This window comes from Paenibacillus sp. cl141a (assembly GCF_900109305.1).
GTDB classification, from domain to species: Bacteria; Bacillota; Bacilli; order Paenibacillales; family Paenibacillaceae; genus Paenibacillus_AQ; species Paenibacillus_AQ lautus_A.
Window position 1 is genome coordinate 70173 of the sequence record NZ_FNZO01000012.1, and the last position, 20492, is coordinate 90664.

19 protein-coding genes are annotated in these 20492 nt (G+C 54.1%); 4 read left to right on the forward strand and 15 right to left on the reverse strand.

All coding sequences use genetic code 11. The features are described from left to right. Window positions 1-173: 173 nt before the first annotated feature. Window positions 174-1010 carry a diaminopimelate epimerase gene (gene dapF, locus BMX45_RS25420; RefSeq protein ID WP_090913122.1) on the reverse strand — a complete coding sequence of 279 codons (837 nt, stop codon included), beginning with the start codon at window positions 1008-1010 and terminating at the stop codon, window positions 174-176. Between the two features lie 76 nt (window positions 1011-1086). After that, window positions 1087-3882 (reverse strand): calcium-translocating P-type ATPase, SERCA-type, encoded by a 2796-nt coding sequence (locus BMX45_RS25425; RefSeq protein ID WP_090912929.1) that lies wholly within the window; start codon window positions 3880-3882, stop codon window positions 1087-1089. 184 nt (window positions 3883-4066) lie between these two features. On the opposite strand from BMX45_RS25425, the gene BMX45_RS25430 reads away from it, so the two are divergent. Further along, window positions 4067-5824, forward strand: a complete 1758-nt coding sequence (locus BMX45_RS25430; protein WP_090912931.1) for an Rqc2 family fibronectin-binding protein — start codon at window positions 4067-4069, stop codon at window positions 5822-5824. A 107-nt stretch (window positions 5825-5931) separates the two neighbouring features. Here the strand turns inward: BMX45_RS25430 and BMX45_RS25435 are convergent, their stop codons facing one another. From BMX45_RS25435 to BMX45_RS25475, 9 genes are all read right to left on the reverse strand, one after another. Beyond that, the gene (locus BMX45_RS25435) at window positions 5932-6798 is read right to left on the reverse strand and encodes a PHP domain-containing protein (protein ID WP_090912933.1); all 867 of its coding nucleotides are present in this window, start codon (window positions 6796-6798) and stop codon (window positions 5932-5934) included. A 43-nt stretch (window positions 6799-6841) separates the two neighbouring features. Further along, window positions 6842-7738, reverse strand: a complete 897-nt coding sequence (locus tag BMX45_RS25440; RefSeq protein WP_015734323.1) for a selenium metabolism-associated LysR family transcriptional regulator — start codon at window positions 7736-7738, stop codon at window positions 6842-6844. 116 nt (window positions 7739-7854) lie between these two features. Continuing rightward, window positions 7855-8292, reverse strand: a complete 438-nt coding sequence (locus tag BMX45_RS25445; RefSeq protein WP_009589660.1) for a hypothetical protein — start codon at window positions 8290-8292, stop codon at window positions 7855-7857. 419 nt (window positions 8293-8711) lie between these two features. After that, on the reverse strand, window positions 8712-8975 hold the full coding sequence (locus BMX45_RS25450; protein WP_006209210.1) for a YlbG family protein: 264 nt from the start codon (window positions 8973-8975) through the stop codon (window positions 8712-8714). A 47-nt stretch (window positions 8976-9022) separates the two neighbouring features. Next, window positions 9023-9460 carry a YlbF/YmcA family competence regulator gene (locus BMX45_RS25455; RefSeq protein WP_015734322.1) on the reverse strand — a complete coding sequence of 146 codons (438 nt, stop codon included), beginning with the start codon at window positions 9458-9460 and terminating at the stop codon, window positions 9023-9025. 103 nt (window positions 9461-9563) lie between these two features. Next, window positions 9564-11282, reverse strand: a complete 1719-nt coding sequence (locus tag BMX45_RS25460; RefSeq protein ID WP_090912935.1) for a helicase-associated domain-containing protein — start codon at window positions 11280-11282, stop codon at window positions 9564-9566. Beyond that, on the reverse strand, window positions 11279-13066 hold the full coding sequence (locus BMX45_RS25465) for a DNA repair helicase XPB (protein ID WP_090912938.1): 1788 nt from the start codon (window positions 13064-13066) through the stop codon (window positions 11279-11281). The genes BMX45_RS25460 and BMX45_RS25465 overlap by 4 nt, the downstream gene beginning before the upstream one ends. A 139-nt stretch (window positions 13067-13205) precedes the next feature. Beyond that, window positions 13206-14384, reverse strand: coding sequence for a M20 family metallopeptidase (locus tag BMX45_RS25470; protein ID WP_090912940.1), 1179 nt, complete (start codon window positions 14382-14384; stop codon window positions 13206-13208). Between the two features lie 24 nt (window positions 14385-14408). Beyond that, window positions 14409-14918 carry an NUDIX hydrolase gene (locus BMX45_RS25475; protein WP_090912942.1) on the reverse strand — a complete coding sequence of 170 codons (510 nt, stop codon included), beginning with the start codon at window positions 14916-14918 and terminating at the stop codon, window positions 14409-14411. A gap of 252 nt (window positions 14919-15170) precedes the next feature. On the opposite strand from BMX45_RS25475, the gene BMX45_RS25480 reads away from it, so the two are divergent. Then, window positions 15171-15518, forward strand: a complete 348-nt coding sequence (locus BMX45_RS25480) for a YugN family protein (protein WP_009589628.1) — start codon at window positions 15171-15173, stop codon at window positions 15516-15518. 11 nt (window positions 15519-15529) lie between these two features. Continuing rightward, complete coding sequence (gene ftsW, locus BMX45_RS25485) at window positions 15530-16747, forward strand: putative lipid II flippase FtsW (protein ID WP_009589615.1); 1218 nt, start codon at window positions 15530-15532, stop codon at window positions 16745-16747. Between the two features lie 54 nt (window positions 16748-16801). On the opposite strand, the gene BMX45_RS25490 is transcribed toward ftsW, so the two are convergent. Then, complete coding sequence (locus BMX45_RS25490; RefSeq protein ID WP_009589611.1) at window positions 16802-17188, reverse strand: Asp23/Gls24 family envelope stress response protein; 387 nt, start codon at window positions 17186-17188, stop codon at window positions 16802-16804. A 187-nt stretch (window positions 17189-17375) separates the two neighbouring features. On the opposite strand from BMX45_RS25490, the gene cax reads away from it, so the two are divergent. Further along, window positions 17376-18449 (forward strand): calcium/proton exchanger, encoded by a 1074-nt coding sequence (gene cax / locus BMX45_RS25495; RefSeq protein WP_090912944.1) that lies wholly within the window; start codon window positions 17376-17378, stop codon window positions 18447-18449. Between the two features lie 114 nt (window positions 18450-18563). Here cax and BMX45_RS25500 read toward each other — a convergent pair whose 3' ends face one another. The 3 genes from BMX45_RS25500 to BMX45_RS25510 all read right to left on the reverse strand — a co-directional run bounded on the left by BMX45_RS25500 (window position 18564) and on the right by BMX45_RS25510 (window position 20458). Then, window positions 18564-18851 (reverse strand): Fpa/YlaN family protein, encoded by a 288-nt coding sequence (locus tag BMX45_RS25500; protein WP_009589686.1) that lies wholly within the window; start codon window positions 18849-18851, stop codon window positions 18564-18566. 150 nt (window positions 18852-19001) lie between these two features. Continuing rightward, on the reverse strand, window positions 19002-19247 hold the full coding sequence (locus BMX45_RS25505) for an HPr family phosphocarrier protein (protein ID WP_009589671.1): 246 nt from the start codon (window positions 19245-19247) through the stop codon (window positions 19002-19004). Window positions 19248-19342: 95 nt separating this feature from the next. Further along, window positions 19343-20458, reverse strand: coding sequence for an aminopeptidase (locus BMX45_RS25510; RefSeq protein ID WP_090912946.1), 1116 nt, complete (start codon window positions 20456-20458; stop codon window positions 19343-19345). Window positions 20459-20492 lie beyond the last annotated feature (34 nt).

Sequence of the window (20492 nt, forward strand, 5' to 3'; positions counted from 1 at the left end):
CTCCTCCACCCGACGTTTATTTTCAACTAATGTATCATAAAACCTCTGCAAAGATAAAGAGACAAAAGGGAGGCCGTTCGAAGGCCTCCCTACCGTGTCCGTCCCTGCAGGACAAACTTATGAACATACTGTTTTTTCAACTGCCGGAGGAAGAGAAGCGGCCAGCGCATGCCCTAAATTGACAACTTCCCTTTATATACAACCTCAGCCGGTCCCGTCATGTACACATGGTTGTCAAGCTCATCCCACTCGATGAACAGATCCCCGCCCTTAAGCGAGATCGTCGCGCTGCGGTCTGTGGCACCGTTCAGCACGGAGGATACCAGCGTCGCGCAGGCGCCGGTGCCGCAGGCCAGGGTCGGTCCCGCGCCGCGCTCCCATACCCGCATGTCCACTTGACCGCGTGAATTCACCGTCGCAAACTCCACGTTGATCTTTCTCGGGAAGAGCGGGTGCACCTCAAGCTTAGGACCCCATACGCCGAGATCAAAGTTCACCGCATCGTCCACATAAATGACGCAGTGCGGATTGCCCATGGAAACGGCAGTGAATCGGAATTCCCGGCCGTCCACTTCAACGGGATGATTCACCACCGGATTGAGATCGACCAAGGTCGGCACGCTAAGTCCGTTCAGGACCGGTTCGCCCATATCGACCCTTACGCTGCTTACTTGACCATCCTGCACCGTAAGACGCACCTGCTGCACGCCGGCTCCGATAGTTTCTATGGTAATCTCCTCGCGGTCGATATGGCCGTGATCGTACACATACTTCGCGACGCAGCGGATGGCGTTGCCGCACTGCTCCGCTTCGGAACCGTCCGAATTCATAATCCGCATCATGAAATCAGCCTTCGCGGAAGGCAAAATATATACAAGTCCGTCAGCACCGATGCCGAAGAAGCGATTGCACAGCTTCACGGCCAATTCGGATGCATCGGATGGAAGTTCCCGTTCGCCGTATACGACAACGAAATCGTTGCCCAATCCATGCATTTTCGTAAATTCCATCATCAAAACCCATCTCCTCTGCAATTGCTACGCTTGTGCTTAGCATATCGCAGAGGTGATGGGCTATCCATTCATTTTACGCCGAAATATTTGCACTCTTCGTCATCATGCCGCGGCGGTTCCGGTTGCGGTGCCGTCTGCCGCCCCACACGCTTCCGGCCCCCATCAGGAAGGTAGGAATGCCGGCGGCGACGAGTGTCAATGCCCACTCTTTCAGGCCAAGCGGAACGGTCTTGAAGATCGGCTGGAACGCCTCGATGTACATGACGCCGAGCATCAGCAATACCGAGGACAGCACGGCCAGAACCAATGCTTTGTTCTGAAGCGGGTTCCGATGGAAAATCGAGCGCGAGCTGCGGCAGTCGAACACATGGATCAGCTGGGCCATGACGAGGGTAGCAAAGGCAACGGACTGCGCCTTGGCCAGCTGTGCCGGATCATTCGGCGCGATGCGCAGCGTGACCCAAAATGCGCCGAGCGTGCACAGACCGATCAGGATGCCGCGGCTGATGATTTTCCAGCCAAGGCGTCTGGCAAAAATATTTTCCTTGGCCCCCCGCGGCTTGTGCTCCATCAGGTCCTTCTCCGGCTGGTCCACCCCGAGCGCCATGGCCGGGAGTCCGTCGGTGACCAGGTTTACCCATAGAATCTGGATCGGAACGAGCGGAAGCGGCAGTCCCATCATCATCGCAAAAAACATCGTCAGAATCTCGCCGACATTGGAGGCCAGCAAATAGCGGATGAATTTGCGGATATTTTCATAAATGCTCCGCCCCTCCTCGATCGCCGAAACAATCGTGGAGAAATTATCGTCGCTGAGCACCAGCGATGACGCTTCCTTTGTTACATCCGTGCCGGTAATGCCCATGGCAATCCCGATATCCGAGGCTTTGATGGCCGGTGCATCGTTCACGCCGTCCCCCGTCATGGCAACCACATGCCCCTTCCGCTGGAGCGATTTCACGATGCGAAGCTTGTGCTCGGGAGAGACGCGGGCATAAACGAAGGTCTGCTCCACCCTCGCATCCAGCTCCTTGTCGTCCATTCGGGATAACTCCTGTCCCGATAACGACAGGCCGTTCCTTGGCATAATGCCGAGCTGGGCCGCGATCGCTTCCGCCGTCGTCCGATGATCGCCCGTGATCATGACGGTTTTGATTCCCGCGCGTCGGCACGTCGCTATCGCATCGCGCACTTCACGGCGCGGCGGATCGATCATTCCGGCCAACCCCACAAAGATAAGCTGGTTCTCGGCCTCTTTCTCCGTTTCCGGCTTGTCATAGGAACGCAAATCCCGGTAAGCCAAACCTAGCACGCGCAGCGCGTTGGAGGCCATGTCTTCATTGGCGGCCAACACCTTCTGGCGGAGCGTGGAGGTCAGCGGCACGACGTTCCCGTCCCACATGATATAAGCACAGGCGTCCAGCAGAACGTCAGGCGCGCCCTTCGTGCAGAGCAAGCGTCCGCCCTGATGGCTGACGATGACGGACATCAGCTTCCGCTCCGAATCGAAAGGAAACTCTTTGTCTCTTTGGTAGATGGAGTTCAGACTGCCCTTCGTCAAACCCATTTTGGACGAGAGCGTCAGCAGCGCTCCTTCTGTCGGGTCCCCTTTTAACTCCCAAGCAGCGGCTGCCGGCTCTTCCTTGCCCTTGCGCTTGCTACGGGCTTCCTCTTGCACGTTCTCATAGATCTCCGCATTGTTGCACAGCCCGCTGATTTGCAGCAGTCTGCGGAGCCCCTGATCGGATCTCAGCTCGACCGGCTTGCCTCTGTGAAGAATTTGACCCGTCGGGTCATACCCGTGCCCGGTCACCTCCAGCGTACGTCCTCCCAGCCAAACCTGGGTTACGGTCATTTTATTCTGCGTGAGCGTCCCCGTTTTGTCCGAACAGATCACGGATGCGCAGCCCAGCGTCTCCACGGATGGCAGCTTGCGCACGATCGCTTTGCGCTTGATCATGCGCTGCACGCCGAGGGATAGCGCAATTGTGACGATGGCCGGCAGCCCTTCAGGAATGGCCGCTACGGCAAGGCTGACCCCTGCGAAGAACATCCCTGCGGCAGGCTGTCCATGCAGAATGCCTGCGACAACGACCAGGACCGTCAGCCCCAAGGAAACGGCGATCAGAATTTTGCCCAGCTGCTCCAGGCGATGCTGCAGCGGCGTCTCCTGGGATTCCGTGTTTTGGATCAAATCGGCGATTTTGCCCATCTCCGTATCCATTCCGGTCCGGATGACAACGCCTTTGCCCGTGCCGCGGGCCACCATCGTTCCCATGAACCCGATGTTCTTCCGGTCGCCCAGCGGCACTTCCGCATCGTGGATCGGCTCAGCATGCTTATTTACCGGCAGGGACTCGCCGGTCAAGGCGGACTCCTCGACGCTGCAGCTGTTGATCTCGAGCCAGCGAACGTCGGCCGGGATACGGTCTCCGCTCTCGACGAGAATGACATCGCCAGGTACGAGTTCTCTGGCCGCAAGCTGCACCACCTTGCCGTCCCGGATGACCTTGGAGGTCGGCGCGGACAGCTGCTTCAAGGCCCGAAGCGACCGCTCCGCCTTGAATTCCTGGATGAAACCAAGGATCCCGTTGATCAGGATGATGGCCACGATCGTGACGGCATCCAGATACTCGCCCAGCAGGCCGGATACCAGGGTGGCCCCAAGAAGCACCAGCATCATGAAATCCTTAAATTGATTCAAGAACAGAACAAATGGAGAAATTTTAACGCCCTCGGAGAGCTCGTTATAGCCACTTTTTTTTCGTCTCTCCCCGGCTTCCTCTTCCGTGAGGCCCTGCTCCGGATGCATCTGCAGTACTTGCTGCAATTCATCCGTGTCCATCTGGTGCCATTGCTTTTGTTCCATGCTTCCTTTCCCTCCCGGTTGGTTTTGCAAGTTCCGGCGGATGACAGCTTTTCCACCCTTTCTACGTAAATGTATTCGGACAGGTCCTGAATTATCACAGAAGGGGCCTTAAGTTTTTAAAGGAAATATGGCATCATAGAGAAGTACGATTAGGAAGGGTAACAGACAGATAGGAGAATGAAGGATGGCACTAGACGGCATTGTCACGCGCGCGATCGTGCATGAGCTTCAAGCCTGCCGGGGCGCACGAATCAATAAAATATATCAACCGAACGATCGGGACATCGTGTTTCATATACGCACCCAGCAAGGAAACGCCAAGCTGCTGCTGTCCGCGAATCCCACGTATCCCAGGGTGCATCTAACGCAGGAAACGTTTCTCAATCCGGCCGAAGCGCCGATGTTTTGCATGATTTTGCGAAAACACTGCGAGAGCGGCATCATCGAGGACATCCAGCAGGTGGGCATGGAACGGATCATCCATATGACGATTCGCCAGCGCGACGAGCTCGGGGATATTTCCTCCAAGAAAATCATCGTGGAGCTGATGGGCAGACACAGCAACATCATTCTGCTCGATCCCGCAAGCGATACCATTCTGGACGGCATCAACCATGTGACGCCCGCCATCAGCAGCTACCGCGTGGTCATGCCTGGGTTTTCCTACACGAATCCGCCGGAGCAGCACAAGCTCAATCCGCTTGAAACCGGACAGGAAGCTTTCCGGGAGTCCTGCCTGGTGAACGAGGAGTCGGCCGTCCCATGGCTGGTCGGCGCATTCAGCGGTCTAAGCCCGCTGGCAGCCCAGGAAATAGCCCACCGTGCAGGAGAAGGCCACCCTGGCGGAAACGAAGGGGAAAAAGATTGCGGCAGCCTGTGGCGTGCATTCGATGAGGTGATGGGACAGGTCCGCAGCCATCAATATACGCCCGTTACAGGCGTCAATGCCAAGGGCAAATCGGTGTTCTCCGTCATACCGCTGACCTTGCTTGCAGACGAGACCAGGACCTACGAATCGGTCAGCCAATGCATGGAGGATTATTACGGGGATAAAGCGCAGCGGGATACGGTTAAACAGAAGGTCAGCGACCTCCTCCGATTCCTGCAGAATGAACGGACAAAAAACATCAAGAAGCTGGATAATCTGAACAAGGATTTGGAGGAAGCCGGCGATGCGGATCGGTACCGGATTTTTGGCGAGCTTCTCTTCGCCTCGCTCCATCAGATTCAGAAGGGCGACCGCGAGGTCCGGCTGATCAACTTCTACGATGAAGAGCAGGCGACCGTCACCATCCCGCTGGATCCGCTCCTGACACCGTCGGACAATGCCCAGCGGTATTTCAAAAAATACAATAAGTATAAGAACAGCCTCGCGGTCATCAACGAACAGCTAATCAAAACCCGTGAAGAGATCAGCTATATCGAGAATCTGCTGCAGCAGCTGTCGCATGCTTCCCTGAACGACATCGATGAAATCAGGGACGAGCTGGTCCAGCAGGGATATTTAAGAGACCGCAGCCGCAAAACGAAGAAAAAGAAGAAAAACGACAAGCCGACGCTTCATGTCTATACTTCATCGGAAGGCATCGAGCTCTATGTAGGCAAAAACAACCTTCAAAACGAATACGTGACCAACCGTCTCGCTTCCTCGAACGATACATGGCTGCACACGAAGGATATCCCGGGCTCCCATGTGGTCATCCGCAGCAACGAGTACGGGGACGCGACGCTCCAGGAAGCGGCGCAGCTGGCGGCTTATTACAGCCAGGCCAAAGAATCCAGCAGCGTGCCCGTCGACTATACGCTCATTCGCCACGTCCGCAAGCCGAATGGAGCCAAACCCGGTTTCGTCATCTACGACAATCAGAAAACGCTGTTCGTGACGCCGGACGAGCAGCTGATCAAGGCCATGCCCAATTCGGTAAAAAACAATCGCAATTAAAATGAACGGAAGACGCGGATAGATCTTCATCCAGCCTCAAAAAACGGGTACCCCATAAGGTCAAAATGACCAGCCGAGGTACCCGTTTTTTTACCGTTCCGTCTGCCTTAACTCCTTGCCCGCGCCTGTTGAAGCCGGTCCAGCACCTGGGTGGATACCTGGCGGCTGCCGATATCCCCATGGAATACCTGGCCTTGCCTCTGGCCATGGTAATCCGATCCGGCGGTCACGATGAAGCCGTACTTCTCGGCCATCGCCAAGTAACGTTCCTCCTCCGATACCCCATGGTCCGAATGATAGACTTCGATCCCCTTGAACCCTGACTCTTCAATGACCGTTCTGACCAACGCATCATCGCCGTAGAGTCCGGGGTGCGCAAGCACCGGCACGCCGCCGGCTTCACGGATCCATTCGCAGGCTTCCTTGGGATGGATCCGCGGCTGCGGTACATAGGCAGCAGCACCCTGGGCGAGATACCGGTCGAAGGCATCCCGCAGATCCAGGGCATGTCCTTGATGGACCAGCGCATCCGCAATATGCGGGCGTCCGATGCTCTCATCGGGCTCCAGCGGCCGCCCCAATACCGCAATGACTTCCTCCATCGTAAGCTCGATGCCAAGCTCGCGAAGCTTTGCCAAGATCTTTTCATTGCGCTTCTCCCTCGTGCGGCGAAGCGCTGCCAGCCGCTCCAGAAACACGGGGTCCCGGTGATCGACGTAATAGCCCAGGACGTGAATATCCGTCCCGCCTGCCATGGTGCTTATTTCAACGCCGGGGACCACCATGATGTTCAGGCGCTCTCCCGCTTGCAGCGCTTCCTCGATGCCGGCTACGGTATCATGATCCGTAATGGCCAAAGCCCCCAGCCCCCGCTCATAGGCGAGCTGCACGTTCTCCGAAGGCGTATTCATTCCATCCGAAGCCTGGGTGTGCGAATGGAGGTCGCAGCCCTTTCGATCCGCGAGTTTATCCATGGCATTCAATCTCCTTTCGTTCGTATATTCGGGTATGCTCGCATTAACGCCGACGCTCTCTTAAATAGGCCAAAAACGTCATCGCCGACATCGGCAAGAGCGCCGACCGCAGATGAATCGAATAGAAATTCCGTTTAAATGACGCATCCGCGATATCGATCATTTTGACTAACCCGAGCGCCGTCTCGTGCTTAACCGTAGAGGTTGACAGCATCGTGATGCCGAGTCCTTCCTCTACCGCCGACTTGACCGCTCCCGTGCTCCCCAGCTCCATCACCGTCTGGATGCTCTCGGGATCGTGCCCCCGCTCCAGCAGCACGTCCTCCATGACCTTCCGGGTGCCGGAACCTTTCTCGCGCAGCACAAACGGATACGTCAGCACATCCTTCAAATATATCGCATCTTCCCTTTGTGCTAAAGGATGGCTGGAAGGAACGATCAGTTTCAGCTCATCCTCCATGACCGCATCCAGCACCATGTCCGGATGTTCCACCGGAGCCTCGATCAGTCCGAAGTTCAGTTGATGGCTTGCGATTTCCTCGAGAATCTGCGTAGTGTTCATCACTTTGAGCATTATCGATATGTCCGGGTACTCCCGGCCGAAGGGCCCCAGCAGCCGTGGCAGCACGTACTCCCCGATCGTCAGGCTTGCCCCAAGCTGCAGCCTTCCCTGAAGTTTGTTCGAGAAAGCCGCCATGGCCGCGTCCGTGGCCTGCGAGAGCTCCAGGCTCCTGCGGGCAAAGGGGAGCAGCGTCCTCCCGGCCTCGGATAACTCCATGCGCTTGGTGGAACGGATGAGCAGCTTTGTCCCAAAGTACTCCTCCAGCGCCTGCACCTGCATCGTCACGGCCGGCTGGCTCATATGAAGCGCTTGCGCAGCAGCGGAAAAACTTCCCCGCTCGGCCACCGTGTAAAAGATATGTAGCTGGTGAAAATTCATCGTTTCGGTTCCCCTCTCGCTGCCGCTCTTGTTTTATATTGTAACGGATCGCGGCAGCGCATACAAAAAAAGACATCCGCGCTTACGCTCGCATGCCATTTCATGACTATATTTCTTTATTTACGCTTGCGGCTGTTCTTGATCAGCGTCATGCGGCGCGAATGACGAAGCCATGAGTAATAAGACTTCAGGTCCCGAAGCTCAATGGTTTCGGACATACGCCCCAAAAATGTTACAATGATCATCCGATGCAGTGGGTTGCCGATCAGATCACGTTCATGCTCCAGCTCCGAGAACTCCGCCACAACCACCAGGTCGTCGTCGATCAGATAGACATCCTGTTCGTTGCGGTAATACGGCACGATCCGGTCCTGCTTCAAGCACTCCCACATCCAAGTCCCGATTTCTTCGTGGGAGGTGTCATGGCCTTCCACCCGGTCCGTATAACGGCTCTTTGCATGATTGGTAATCACGATATCGGCTACCTTTTTATCATTTAACGTAATATAAAACGGCTCATAGGTGCTCCACCGCTCAGTCCCTTTGTCGCGCATGGAATATCACTCTCCACCAAATGGGTCTTTGTATCTATGTATATATACCCAACATATTACATCATTCCACTGTCATTCACAAGATTGAAACCTCGCTTCTTGTGAACAATCACCGAAAATTTAGAAATAGCTCTAATTGCATCCTGGTGCGGAAGGTGCACATCCGGATGGAATGATGGGTCCCATTAAAATGTAAATTGTACCTTACTTATACTATTTTATCAAATGGCCTTCCGATTTATGCCAATCTATCGCCGCAAATCGAAACAATCTTTGGAATTTCATGCGCGACATGCGAGGCTAATACTTTCCAAAGCTTTAAAAAAAGCGGCCCCAGAGGGGCCGCTTTACGCTTTTCTCGTATTCTTACAAGATGCGCGATATGCGATTTGCACAGATTCTCGAGCAGGCACATCCTGCTAGGGACCGTAAAACTTGGCTTTATCCGGCCCCTTGCTGCTGTACTCTGTCTTAATCTCGTTCCGGTAGGAGCGCTCGATCTTACGAACGTAGGACAATCTCCGGATGTTCTTCATTGTCTCTTCGGCACGGTCAGCGTTGACGTACATGACAACGTAATGCATGCGGCGCGATATATAATGGACGCTGCCGTATTTCTCCAAATTCCTTGCTGCCTTTACATCGCTGACCCATATAATAAAACCGGTCCGTTCAGCCAACATCCTAAGCTCCTCGCCTCACTTTCATCTCTATCTCTAATGTATGCCCGTTATCCGCACGAGCAGGCTCCGCCGCTGCCGCACCCCTTCTTCGGAAGAGGGTCATTGCCGGGAACCTTGATGCTCTCCGAAACCGAAAAAGCAATCCTCTCCGACATGGAATGCAGCAGATCGTCCAGATTCTTCTCGGCCTGCTTGAACCGGGCTACGGGCTCAAAAGCTTCCAGTTCCGCTTCCACCGCGGCTACTTCATCCTTGGCCGAATGGTAATTCGGGTGAAAGTGGCCGAACCGCTGCGTCTCTTCGAACAACTCCTTCTTCGAGTCAAGCTTTCTAACCAAAGCCTGAATCATGGGGTCATTCTCAACGGCCTGCTTCCAATATAGATAATCCGCCACTTCGACGGAAGCATTAATCATGTCGCCTATTTCGTAGGCATAGGTGAGCACCTCGGCCATATCGACCGTGTTTATTTCCGATACGCTCATGAACTCATCCCGCTTTTCTATTAAATTTGGTCCGCGTGTTGAACGTGGACTCTTTCATCATAGCATAACGCTCGTATCTTAAGAAGGGGGAATTCAAACGCTTTTACGGAATCACAAGCCGCATTTCCCTCCATTCCCCTTCGCCTAACTCCACGATGGCTCCCGTCTTATCCGAATCCGGATCGTATAACGCACCCGAAATTTTCCACGGCTGACGCAGGATTTGAAATGGAATGAATACCATGCGGCTGCCATCGACGGCAATTTCCAATTTGGCCGACAGCTCAAGCGCCTGCTCCATCATTTGTTTGGCCGTCGAGCCGTGGTAAGAGCGCCAATCCCGTGTCCACATGACAGGAATCCGGTTCAAATCGGGAATGATCGACGATGGATCCGGCAGGGTGTCATCAGGTTCAAGTGCAAACTCGCTTCGTGCAGGGCGGATCAATCCACAGGAGGGACGGCTGCGAGTCCCCCCCTGCATAGGGTAACGGTCATTTCCGTCAGCACCCGCAAGTTCCGCATCCTCTTCCGGAGGAGCCTCTGCATAGCGCAGCGACTCACTCAGGCCCGCCCTGTCCATCTCCTTGCCCCATTGGCATAAGGCAGCTTGCACGTTCTCCGGCATTCCAGCGGCTGCATGTTTCGTGAAAAAGGCCGCGATTCTCTCCGGCTCCATTCCGGCTTTTGCCGCCTGCATCACCGAATCCCTTGTCAGGCGATAAACCGTCATCACATCATCCAAAATCCGCTCCGTGCAGCAAGCAGCTTGAAACTTAACGGAATTCGGCAGATCGGGCGGGATCAAAATGTCAAAATCCGGCTGAATGAACAGACCCGACGATCCGGTCTCAGCCCCTTCGCTTCCATCCAGCAAGGAGGAGGGGGCCACACACCAGCGGAACAGGAATTGACCATCGTCATCGATGCCCATATCGGTGTAACCGCAGCCGGTTAATAACCGGAGCCATGAAGCGGCTTCCTCCGGCAATAATTCTATTCCGGTGGATGCCCCTCCTTCCAAAGGCTCTGAGACTTCAGCGGGCATCTGCCGTGCGCGGTACCACACCCCGCCGGACAGCGACGAGTGACATATCCGCCAAGTCCAATGCTGAAACTCGGCCGAGTTCGGAATGTAGCGTTCCATCATGTGAAGAAGGACGGACCGGTCCATCGCTTCCCGGGAGAGCATAAGCCAACGCCTCAATGCGGAACGGTTCAGCTTGAGTTCCCCCTGCTCTGCAACGACCAGCTCAAACGCAAACAGCAGATCCAACACCATCGCGACATGTGGAGGGTACGCATCCGCATGATCATAGTGAAGGGCGAGCCCTTCGACATCGTATGGCGTTAAGGCGATCTCGCTGCCCAGTTTCTGTATACATTTCTTATGCAAAATCCCTTTAGCGGTCAACGATAGGCGGTTCTTGGCCATATATACGAGAACATTGAACATATCGATCACTATGCCGCTTCTTGCTTCCTGCTGAAGCCTCACGGATGCAGAAGGCATGGAGCCTGTCTCAAGCGCCTCCACAGGACCACAGCCTTCTTGGAGGATCTGCAGCTTGTCAAAAGGAATGAAGTACAGCCTCTCGCCCCAACCTCTCTTGACCGCTCGCACCCATCCTTGTTGTCTCAAGGAGATGAAGGCAAGCTGCGCCTCCACGCCGCTCAAGCGAGGAAATCGCAATGAGCGCAGCTTGTCGTCATCGAAACCCTGCCCGGCAAAGCGGCGCCAGATATAATAGAGGACCGATCGCTCCTTCGGTAGTAGCCGTTCCAGGCTCGTCGTGTCCGCCATGTCCTGCTGCCTCGTCATCTCCACGAGACCTCCTTCCCGTCGGGATGCTGATAAGAACGGGGATTTCGCATCGCGATGAGATCCAGGGAGGCCGCCGGCTGCTTTGCATGTATCGCGTGATATTCGTACCCCTGCTCAATCAGAAACAGCTGTCGCCGGATCGCAAAGATCTCCTCCCGGCTGTCCTCCGTTACCAATGCATAAAAATAAGCCCGATTCTCCCCTGACTTCGGACGCAGCAAACGTCCAAGCCGCTGCGCTTCCTCCTGCCGCGAGCCATAGCTGCCCGAAACTTCGATCGCTACGGAAGCATCAGGGAGATCGACCGCGAAGTTTGCCACTTTCGATACGACAAGCACGCGTATGTTTCCTTCCCGGAAGGCGTTATACCATTCGTTGCGCTGATCCTGGGTCATTTGTCCCGTGATGAGCGGGGCCTGCAGCTCCCTGGAAATGGCATGGAGCTGATCCAGGTATTGTCCAATGATGAGCGTCTGGGCATCCTTGTGGACATCCACGAGCTGCCGAATCACATCAAGTTTGGAGGGATTCTCGGCAGCGAGCCGATATTGCTCCCTTTTGCCTGCCGTTTCGCAGGCTTCTCTGATCTCGTCCGGCAGCGGCACCTTAATCTCCGTGCAGGTCACCGAAGCAATCCACCCTTGTGCCTCCAGCCTTTTCCACGGCATTTCATATCGTTTGGGACCGATCAGGGAGAACACGTCGCTCTCCCTTCCATCCTCGCGAACCAAAGTGGCGGTCAGGCCAAGCCTGCGGGTCGCCTGGATGTCGGCCGTCGCGCGGAATACCGGTGCGGGAAGAAGATGAACCTCGTCATAAATGATCAAGCCCCAGCGCCGTTCATTAAACAGCTTCATATGCTGCTGCTCCGCCCCCTTGCCCTGCCGGTGGGTCAAGATGTGGTAGGTAGCGACCGTCACCGGCCTGACCTGTTTGCGCTGACCGGAGTATTCGCCGATTTCATCCAAGGACAGCGTCGTTTTCTGCATCAGCTCGGCGATCCACTGCCTTACCGACGTGGTATTGGAAGTGAGGATCAGCGTCTCGCATTGCAGCTCGCGCATGGCGGCGATGCCAATGACCGTTTTCCCGGCCCCGCATGGCAGGACCAGCACTCCGTTGCCGCCTTCACCGCCAATATCCCTGAAGGATTCGGCAGCCTTCTGCTGATAGTCGCGAAGCTCAAAGCGCTGATCGTTGGATCCGCCGTTCGAATCTTCAAGGCGCCTGCTGCCCGATTCTTCTCCCCGCCAAAGAATGTTCAGGTATTGCCCTTCCATATATCCCGCGTGGTCCAGCACAGGATAGCCGAGCCGGGTCATCTCCTGCTTTAACACGCCGCGGCGGTCCGAAGGCACCTCCGCTTCCTTCGGGGAAATCAACCGGACGCCGATTTCCCTCAGGGAGCGATGGGACGTCAGCTCCTGCATGAGGGCTTCCTCATTGCCGGATAACAGCAATGCACGTTCAAGCGTTGGATGCGGGAGCAGCGACAGCTGCCCGTAACGCCCAACGAGCTGGCGAATCTCTTCCAGCAGGCCGGCCGGTACGTCCCAACGCGACAACGACTGAAGGCTCGAGCAAATCGCTTCAGCCGTCATGCCTCCAGAAGCGGCGTTCCATAAAGATAAAGGGGTCAGGCGATATGTATGAAATGACGCAGGACTTTTGATCAAATCCGCATATTGGGCAAGCTGCTCGCGCGCAGCCTCAGCATCCGCATGGGCGGTTTCAAGAAGTATGGTCCGATCGCGCTGGACGATGCAAGGCTTGTTGTGCACCCTTATTCCTCCTCGTGACATTCGGTCATCTTAAAAAAAAGAAGTCCACATCCATGTCCTGGATCTGAACTTCCCCTATGATCAATAGGATTTCCAAATAACGAGCGTTCATGCGCGAAGATTGCGATTTTGTGAAAGTCTATTCCCCGTTCTGATAACTCGACACCATCTCGACCAGCAGCTTCGCCCCGTAGCGCATCGCATCTTCATCAAAGTCGAACATCGGATGATGATGCGGATACATCGCCCCTTTGTCGGGGTTGCCGGCTCCAACGAAAATGAAGCAGCCCGGAATTTCCTTCAAGTAATAAGCGAAATCCTCTGCCGGCATCAGTTTGGGCGAGACGGTGACCTGATCCGCATCGAACACTCGGGGTGCCGTACGGAAAAACCGTGCGGTTTCGGCTTCATCGTTCACCACGGGAGGGTAGCCGACGAGATATCGAACCGCCGCCTTTGTGCCGTAGGTTTCGGAAACCGTCCGGGTCATATGCTCGATCCGCTCCCGGATCAAGGCCCGGGTAGGTTCGTCAAACGTGCGAACCGTTCCCGTGATCCGGCAGGAGGAGGCTATGACGTTTTGCGCCGTTCCGGCTTGCATCGTCCCTACCGTAACGACGGCAGGCTGCAGCGGATCCACGGTGCGGCTTACGATGGTTTGAAGCTGCATGACAAGCGCAGCCCCCGCAACCAAGGCATCGGCCGTCACATGCGGCATGCCGCCATGCCCCCCGCGCCCTGTAATGTCAATGAAAAACTCATCTGCTGCTGCCATCAGGGGACCCGGCGCGCTCGCTGCGGTGCCTACAGGTAACGGCGTCCACAGGTGCAGACCGTAGACGACGTCGGCCCCATCGAGCGCCCCGTCCTTGATCATCTCCACCGCACCGCCCGGGCATACTTCTTCCGCCGGCTGGAACATAAAACGAATCTCCCCCTGAATTTCTTCCGGGAACGTGCTGTAATATGCGGCGGCCCCAAGCAGCATGGATGCATGCCCGTCATGCCCGCAAGCGTGCATCACTCCCTGCACCCTGGATTTGTATTCGCAGCTCTTGCCGTCCTCGATCGGCAGCGCATCCATGTCGGACCGCAGCACAACCGTCCTGCCGGGTTTATCCCCTTTTAATGTCCCTATAACTCCATGCCCGCCGACACCGGTCTTGACCGCAAGACCGAGCTCCTGCAGCCGGGCTGCTATAAATGCCGAAGTTTCCTTCTCCTGGAACGAAAGCTCCGGGTGCATATGTAAATGACGCCGCCACTCCACCATCCGTGGATACCATTGATCCCAAAATGCTTCCTTCATCAAGTTCATCATCCTTCCCCCGCTATTGGCGGCTCAATCGATCGCAAGAAAGCCGTGGAGTTTGCTCAGCAGCAGTCCGTGCCCAACCATGGCATCCATCCGGCCGCCCTCCTTGATCTTGCGATATACATCCCTGAGCGGGACCCACACCGCTCTAACGTCTTCGTCTTCCTCTTGATTCGACTCCCGGCTCCCGGACACCTTCAAATCGTCGGTGAAATAAAAATAAACGTTCCGGTTGGCCAGAGAAGCCATCGGATAAGCACTGCCCATGTAGGACAGGTCCTTGCACTGCACGCCTGCCTCTTCCTCAAGCTCCCGCTTAACGGCAAGCGTGCGTTCCTCGCCGGGCTTCACCGTTCCGCCGGGAAGCTCCCAGGTGATCTCATTCACCGCTTCCCGATGCTGGCATACCAGTAGCAGGCACCCTTGATGGACGGCCACAACCGCTGCCGAATCCGGAATCCGGTCGATCACGACGATTTCTTTCTGCCCATTTTCTTCCACTGCATAATACTCCGTGCGGTAAACGACGCGGTTCATAGGCCGTATCCACCCTTCGTTTGAATTGAAGTCCTATGAATATATAACCACCAGGATGGAAAGCGTACATTTCACAGCGTTTTCACTTGCATTTATTTTAACAGAAAAGAAGAATGCTTGCCGTTATCAAAATCTTATCTGGATAAATGGTCTCAATTGAAGCGTGACGGGCGGTACAGGCTTGCACAAGTTCTTGAAACATACTATCATATTAAAGAACTTTGCAAGGACTATTAAGGGGGTTACGACCACATGATTTTCGAAAATACAGGCTTGGACGGATTGCACAGCGATTTAGCTTACCTCGATGAATGTGCCGAGAAAGTGGGCTTCATTCGTTGGCAGTGGGAATATTACCGCGCTACATACGACTTGAAAATCGAAGATAAAAAAAATCAGGCTGAATACTTCCTGCGCATTAACACCCGCGCTGTTGAAGGCAAGCTGGAAAAACCGGACACCATCCTCAAAATCGAAGCGGTATACCTGGGCAAAGCCACGTTCCCGCACGGTCTCGAGTATGAATCCATGGCTCCGCAGCCCGTCATGAATGTGGCCACCAAGAAGCTTCAAGAGCTCAAAGCTCTACTGGAAGCGTAAGGTCGAGCACGATGAATACGACCAAACCTCAGCCGAAGAGAGGGACGCCTGATTTTCAACTGCTGATCCTTACCTTGCTGTTGGTGGGATTCGGACTGATCATGGTGTTCAGTTCCAGCTCCAGCTTGGCCGTTTTCAATGAAAAATTCAATAACGATCCGCTGCACTTCACGAAGCGGCAAGCCGCGTTTGCGGTTCTGGGCACGTTTGTCATGTTTGTGGCCATGAACATCAACTATAAGAAATACAAGAAGCTATTCATACCGGTGTTTTTTCTAACCTTGATGCTGCTCATTCTTGTGGTGATTATCGGTTCCGCAACCAACGGCGCCACAAGCTGGTTTAATTTGGGGAAATTCGGCATCCAGCCGACCGAACTGGCCAAAATCGCGACCATCGTCTATCTGGCAGCGCTGATCACCAAAAAAGGGGAACGAATCCGTCAATGGAAGGGCGGTTTCTTCCCCGTACTCATTATTGTAGGGATCGTAGCGGGTCTGATCATGCTTCAGCCGGACCTGGGCTCCTGCTTTATCCTCGTCGCTACCAGCGGGCTGTTGATCTATGCGGGGGGCGCCAGTCTTAAGCATATTCTCGGCTGTATCTCGCTTGTTGCGCTTGGCCTGGTGCTCACGCTCGGCGTCGGATCGCTCTTTAACTCCGGCGGAGATCAGGAGCAGGCCTCCAAGAACTACAAGATGGGACGAATCGAGGCATTCATGGACCCGTTCCATGACGAATCGGACACGGGCTACAATCTGGTCCAATCGCTGATTGCCATCGGCCAGGGCGGCGTTACCGGAGCGGGGTACGGGGAGAGCGTGCAGAAGCTGCATTATCTGCCGAATCCGTACAACGATTTCATCTTCTCGGTCATCGGCGAGGAATTCGGTTTTATCGGAACCGCGATATTCCTTCTGCTCTATTTATACTTCATCCTGCGGGGGATCATCGTGTCGCTTCGCTGCTCGGATCCGTTCGGAACCTTGACCGGCGTCGGCATCATGGGACTTATCGCCATTCAGGCCTTCATCAACATCGGCGGGGTGACCAATACCATTCCGATTACGGGTGTTACCCTCCCGTTCATCAGTTACGGCGGATCCTCGCTGCTGGTCATGATGCTGAGCATGGGCATCGTCCTCAGCATATCCAGGGACAGCAACCGTCCGATGAAAGAGGAGCAGGTTAAATCCGTAATTAAAAAAGACTACCGGGCAACCGTGTAGTCTTTTTTGTCCATTTTTTTCATCATTAGCGGGGCTGATCCCCCAAGGTTCGTCTTATTTGGCTCGAAGCTGAATATCGTCGATTTCGTCGTCTTTGAAAGCTACACCTTCGACCTTCACGTTGACCTCAACCACGCGAAGCCCTGTCATGCTCTCGACAGCTTCGCGGACATTCTGTTGAAGCATGCGGCACACTTCATGTATAGGCGTCTCGTAAAGCACGATAATCCGCAGGTCGATCGCCGCCTCCAGCTGCCCCACTTCTACCGTAACACCCTTTTGCACATTTTTGCCGCTCAGCCGCTTCGCCCAGCCCTCGGACAATCCACCGGACATGGCTGCAATACCTGGGGTTTCCAAGGCAGCCAATCCGGCAATTTTCGAGACGACATCATCCGATATTCGAATCAAACCGTTATCCAGTTGAAGTTGTTCCGTCATGCCATTTCCTCCTTCACCTCATTATCCGTTATTGTAAATGGTAACGGACCTAAAAAGCAAATGCTCGCTTCTGAAAAGAACGATAATTTTTCGAAAAATTTGGGTATATTGTAAAAAGCGATACGAGAATCGTCGTTTTCGCTCGCAAGTACTCATCAGTACATAAACCATAAGGTAGGTGTCGGTTATGAAGAAATGGCTCAATCCCGCGCTTCTGATCTTTACCTTTTTGCTTAGTGCGCTGGGACATTTTGCGAATTGGAATTTCACGCTCCAATTCCTTCTGTCTGCCATCGCGGTTATTTTTGTCGCCGGTTTTCTCGGCAAAGCAACCGAAAGCGTCGCGCATTACGCCGGCCAACGGCTCGGGGGATTCCTGAACGCTACCTTCGGCAACGCGGCAGAGCTGATCATCGCCATCCTGCTGATTAAGGAAGGTTTGTACGATATGGTGAAAGCCAGCATCACCGGCTCCATTATCGGCAACCTGCTGCTCGTCCTCGGGCTCAGCCTGTTTGCCGGGGGCCTCAAATTTAAAATCCAGAAATACAATGTGACGCTGGCAGGTCTGAACGGATCCCTGATGACACTGGCCATTATCGCCCTATTCATCCCTGCGGTCTTTCTGAATACCCACTCCATTACGGAGGGTGAAACCAAGACGCTGAGCCTCATTGTGGCGGGAATTCTGATCGTGGCCTATATCGCATGGCTTGGATTCTCGATGATCACCCATAAAAATTATTTGGCGGATGTCAGCGACGATCACGATCAGGATGCGCTCCCGCACGAGCACGGTCCCACTTGGTCCAAGAAACGCTCGATACTGTACCTTGTCATCGCCACCGTGATGGTTGCGTTTGTCAGCGAATGGCTTGTTGGGGTGCTTGAGCCCATCAGTCACGAGTATGGCCTCAGCGAGCTGTTTATCGGGGCCTTCCTGGTAGCGATTATCGGCAACGCCGCAGAGCATAGTGCAGCCATCATGCTTGCGATGAAGAACAAAATCGGCGCGGCCGTTGAAATTGCCGTCGGCAGCAGCTTGCAGATCGCCCTGTTCGTTGCTCCCGTGCTTGTGTTCATCAGCTTCTTCCTTGGGGATACGATGGATCTCGTGTTCACCACGCTGGAGCTGGTCGCTATCGGTGTCGCCGTATTCATAGCCAGGTCCATTACGCAGGACGGCGCCTCCAACTGGTATGAAGGCCTGCTGCTGCTCGCCGTATACGTCATACTGGGTGTCTCTTTCTTCCTCGTATAAACCTTGGAAGCGGTGCTTGCCACGGATCGAAGCCTAATCGTGCAGCTAGAAAAAAACGCATGTCGCGGGAGCGCGACATGCGTTTCTCTATGTATGCGCCTGTACGAGTACAGGCTATTTGGATTGATTCATGGCTTCGTACAGGACCGCCAAATTGCGTTCAAGCTTGCTGATCAGCTGCTTTCCCGTACTTTCCGGAAGAAGCCCGGCCCGCACCGCGAAATCAACCTCTTTTGAAAAACCGTACATTTGGGTATCCAGCACTTCCTCATAGAGAGGGCAATAACGGGTCGCCAGATTCTCCATCTGTACTTCAATAAGCTTTAGGATTTTATCTGCATCTTCATGAAGAAGACTGATCGCTTTGAGATTCAGCTGTTCCTGTAAATCAGATGAAGTCATGATCTTCCCCCCTATGTCAAAAATCACAGCACAGTTACTATCTTTAATATTAGTCGAAATCGTTTCTCAATACAAGGACCTGAACAAAATAGACCCCTTCTCTACGAAAAAACACCCTTTCATGGATTGAAAGGGTGTTTTTGGCGAATGTTATTCAGCCACGACGGATACATTCAAGCCATGCTTGGTGAATACGTCGATCATTGCTTTTTTAGCTTCATCGGCATCAGGACCATGTACATGCAGTTCATAGCTTTGGCTGTTGACAAGCGTTGTGAACAGACCCAGGATGCTCTTCACATCAATGTACTTGTTCTCCGCCTGCAAAACGATGGAGGATGTGAACTGGCTGGCTGTTTGCGAAATTTCTACGATAGATTGATTGTTATTGGACATACGAATCCCTCCGTAACTTTAGGATCTGAATAAAGCTCATCACTGCACCTTCATGATACATTGAATCCGTTTTCTTATGCAACATTTTTTCCAATCTATTTAAGATTTTCCGGATTTAATGCTTCCAGTTCTGGAATAACGAATAGGCCATCCTTGCGGATCAGGCGATCATCAAAGTAGATTTCCCCGCCGCCAAATTCCGGACGCTGGATCAAAACAAGATCCCAGTGTATGGAGGATCGGTTGCCGTTGTCTGTTACATCATATGCTTGGCCTGGCGTAAAATGCAGGCTTCCTGCAATTTTCTCATCGAAAAGAATATCCTTCATCGGTGTCAAAATGTACGGGTTGAAGCCGATGGCAAACTCGCCGATGTACCGCGCACCCTCATCCGAATCCAGGATCTCGTTCAGCCGCTTCGTGTCGCTCCCTGTTGCTTCGACGATTTTCCCGTTTTCGAAGCGGAATTTAATATTTTCGAAGGTGACTCCATTGTAAAGAGTCGGTGTGTTGTAAGCGATCGTTCCGTTAACCGAATCACGAACGGGCGCGGTGTACACCTCGCCATCCGGAATGTTTTTCTGACCGGAGCACTTTTCGGCCCCGATGTTTTTGATCGAGAAGCTGAGGTCTGTCCCAGGTCCCACGATACGAACCTTGTCGGTATTCCTCATCAGCTCGGCCAAAGGATCCTGGGCGCGGTCCATTTTGGAGTAATCCAGATTGCACACATCGAAGTAGAAATCCTCAAAGGCTTCCGTGCTGGTGTTGGCAAGCTGCGCCATGCTGGCGTTCGGGTAACGGAGAACCACCCATTTGGTGCGCTTCACGCGCTCTTCGCTATGTACGGGATGCGAGTAAAGGGCATTGTACAGCTTCATGTTCTCTTCGGGCACGTCAGCCATATCGTTGACGTTCTCACCAGCGCGGATGCCGATGTAACAATCCATTTTTTTCATGCGTTCAAGATCCAGCTCTGCCCAAAGCTCAAGCTGTTCCTTATCAGCGTTCTTCAACATCGCGCGCTGGACCGTCCGATCCGTCAATTGCACGAACGGACGGCCGCCTCCCTTCGAGACCTCCTCGATAATGGCATTCAGCAGATCGCGCTCCGACCCGATCATTTCGATGAGCACATTTTCCCCTGGCTGCATATCCACGGAGTAGTTCACGAGATTCTGAGCCAACTTTTGAATTCTGGGATCACGCATATGTCTTATCCTCCTTATGATGACTGTTCCCTAT

What these genes read in the sequence shown, in the direction of transcription:
- BMX45_RS25460 (WP_090912935.1), bottom strand. Translation starts at nt 11,282, where the DNA reads ATGACGAGGCAGCAGGACATGGCGGACACGACGAGCCTGGAACGGCTA.
- dapF (WP_090913122.1), bottom strand. Translation starts at nt 1,010, where the DNA reads ATGGAATTTACGAAAATGCATGGATTGGGCAACGATTTCGTTGTCGTA.
- BMX45_RS25490 (WP_009589611.1), bottom strand. Translation starts at nt 17,188, where the DNA reads ATGACGGAACAACTTCAACTGGATAACGGTTTGATTCGAATATCGGAT.
- BMX45_RS25450 (WP_006209210.1), bottom strand. Translation starts at nt 8,975, where the DNA reads ATGTTGGCTGAACGGACCGGTTTTATTATATGGGTCAGCGATGTAAAG.
- BMX45_RS25430 (WP_090912931.1), top strand. Translation starts at nt 4,067, where the DNA reads ATGGCACTAGACGGCATTGTCACGCGCGCGATCGTGCATGAGCTTCAA.
- cax (WP_090912944.1), top strand. Translation starts at nt 17,376, where the DNA reads ATGAAGAAATGGCTCAATCCCGCGCTTCTGATCTTTACCTTTTTGCTT.
- BMX45_RS25470 (WP_090912940.1), bottom strand. Translation starts at nt 14,384, where the DNA reads ATGAACTTGATGAAGGAAGCATTTTGGGATCAATGGTATCCACGGATG.
- BMX45_RS25480 (WP_009589628.1), top strand. Translation starts at nt 15,171, where the DNA reads ATGATTTTCGAAAATACAGGCTTGGACGGATTGCACAGCGATTTAGCT.
- BMX45_RS25475 (WP_090912942.1), bottom strand. Translation starts at nt 14,918, where the DNA reads ATGAACCGCGTCGTTTACCGCACGGAGTATTATGCAGTGGAAGAAAAT.
- BMX45_RS25455 (WP_015734322.1), bottom strand. Translation starts at nt 9,460, where the DNA reads ATGAGCGTATCGGAAATAAACACGGTCGATATGGCCGAGGTGCTCACC.
- BMX45_RS25445 (WP_009589660.1), bottom strand. Translation starts at nt 8,292, where the DNA reads ATGCGCGACAAAGGGACTGAGCGGTGGAGCACCTATGAGCCGTTTTAT.
- ftsW (WP_009589615.1), top strand. Translation starts at nt 15,530, where the DNA reads ATGAATACGACCAAACCTCAGCCGAAGAGAGGGACGCCTGATTTTCAA.
- BMX45_RS25500 (WP_009589686.1), bottom strand. Translation starts at nt 18,851, where the DNA reads ATGACTTCATCTGATTTACAGGAACAGCTGAATCTCAAAGCGATCAGT.
- BMX45_RS25505 (WP_009589671.1), bottom strand. Translation starts at nt 19,247, where the DNA reads ATGTCCAATAACAATCAATCTATCGTAGAAATTTCGCAAACAGCCAGC.
- BMX45_RS25425 (WP_090912929.1), bottom strand. Translation starts at nt 3,882, where the DNA reads ATGGAACAAAAGCAATGGCACCAGATGGACACGGATGAATTGCAGCAA.
- BMX45_RS25440 (WP_015734323.1), bottom strand. Translation starts at nt 7,738, where the DNA reads ATGAATTTTCACCAGCTACATATCTTTTACACGGTGGCCGAGCGGGGA.
- BMX45_RS25510 (WP_090912946.1), bottom strand. Translation starts at nt 20,458, where the DNA reads ATGCGTGATCCCAGAATTCAAAAGTTGGCTCAGAATCTCGTGAACTAC.
- BMX45_RS25435 (WP_090912933.1), bottom strand. Translation starts at nt 6,798, where the DNA reads ATGGATAAACTCGCGGATCGAAAGGGCTGCGACCTCCATTCGCACACC.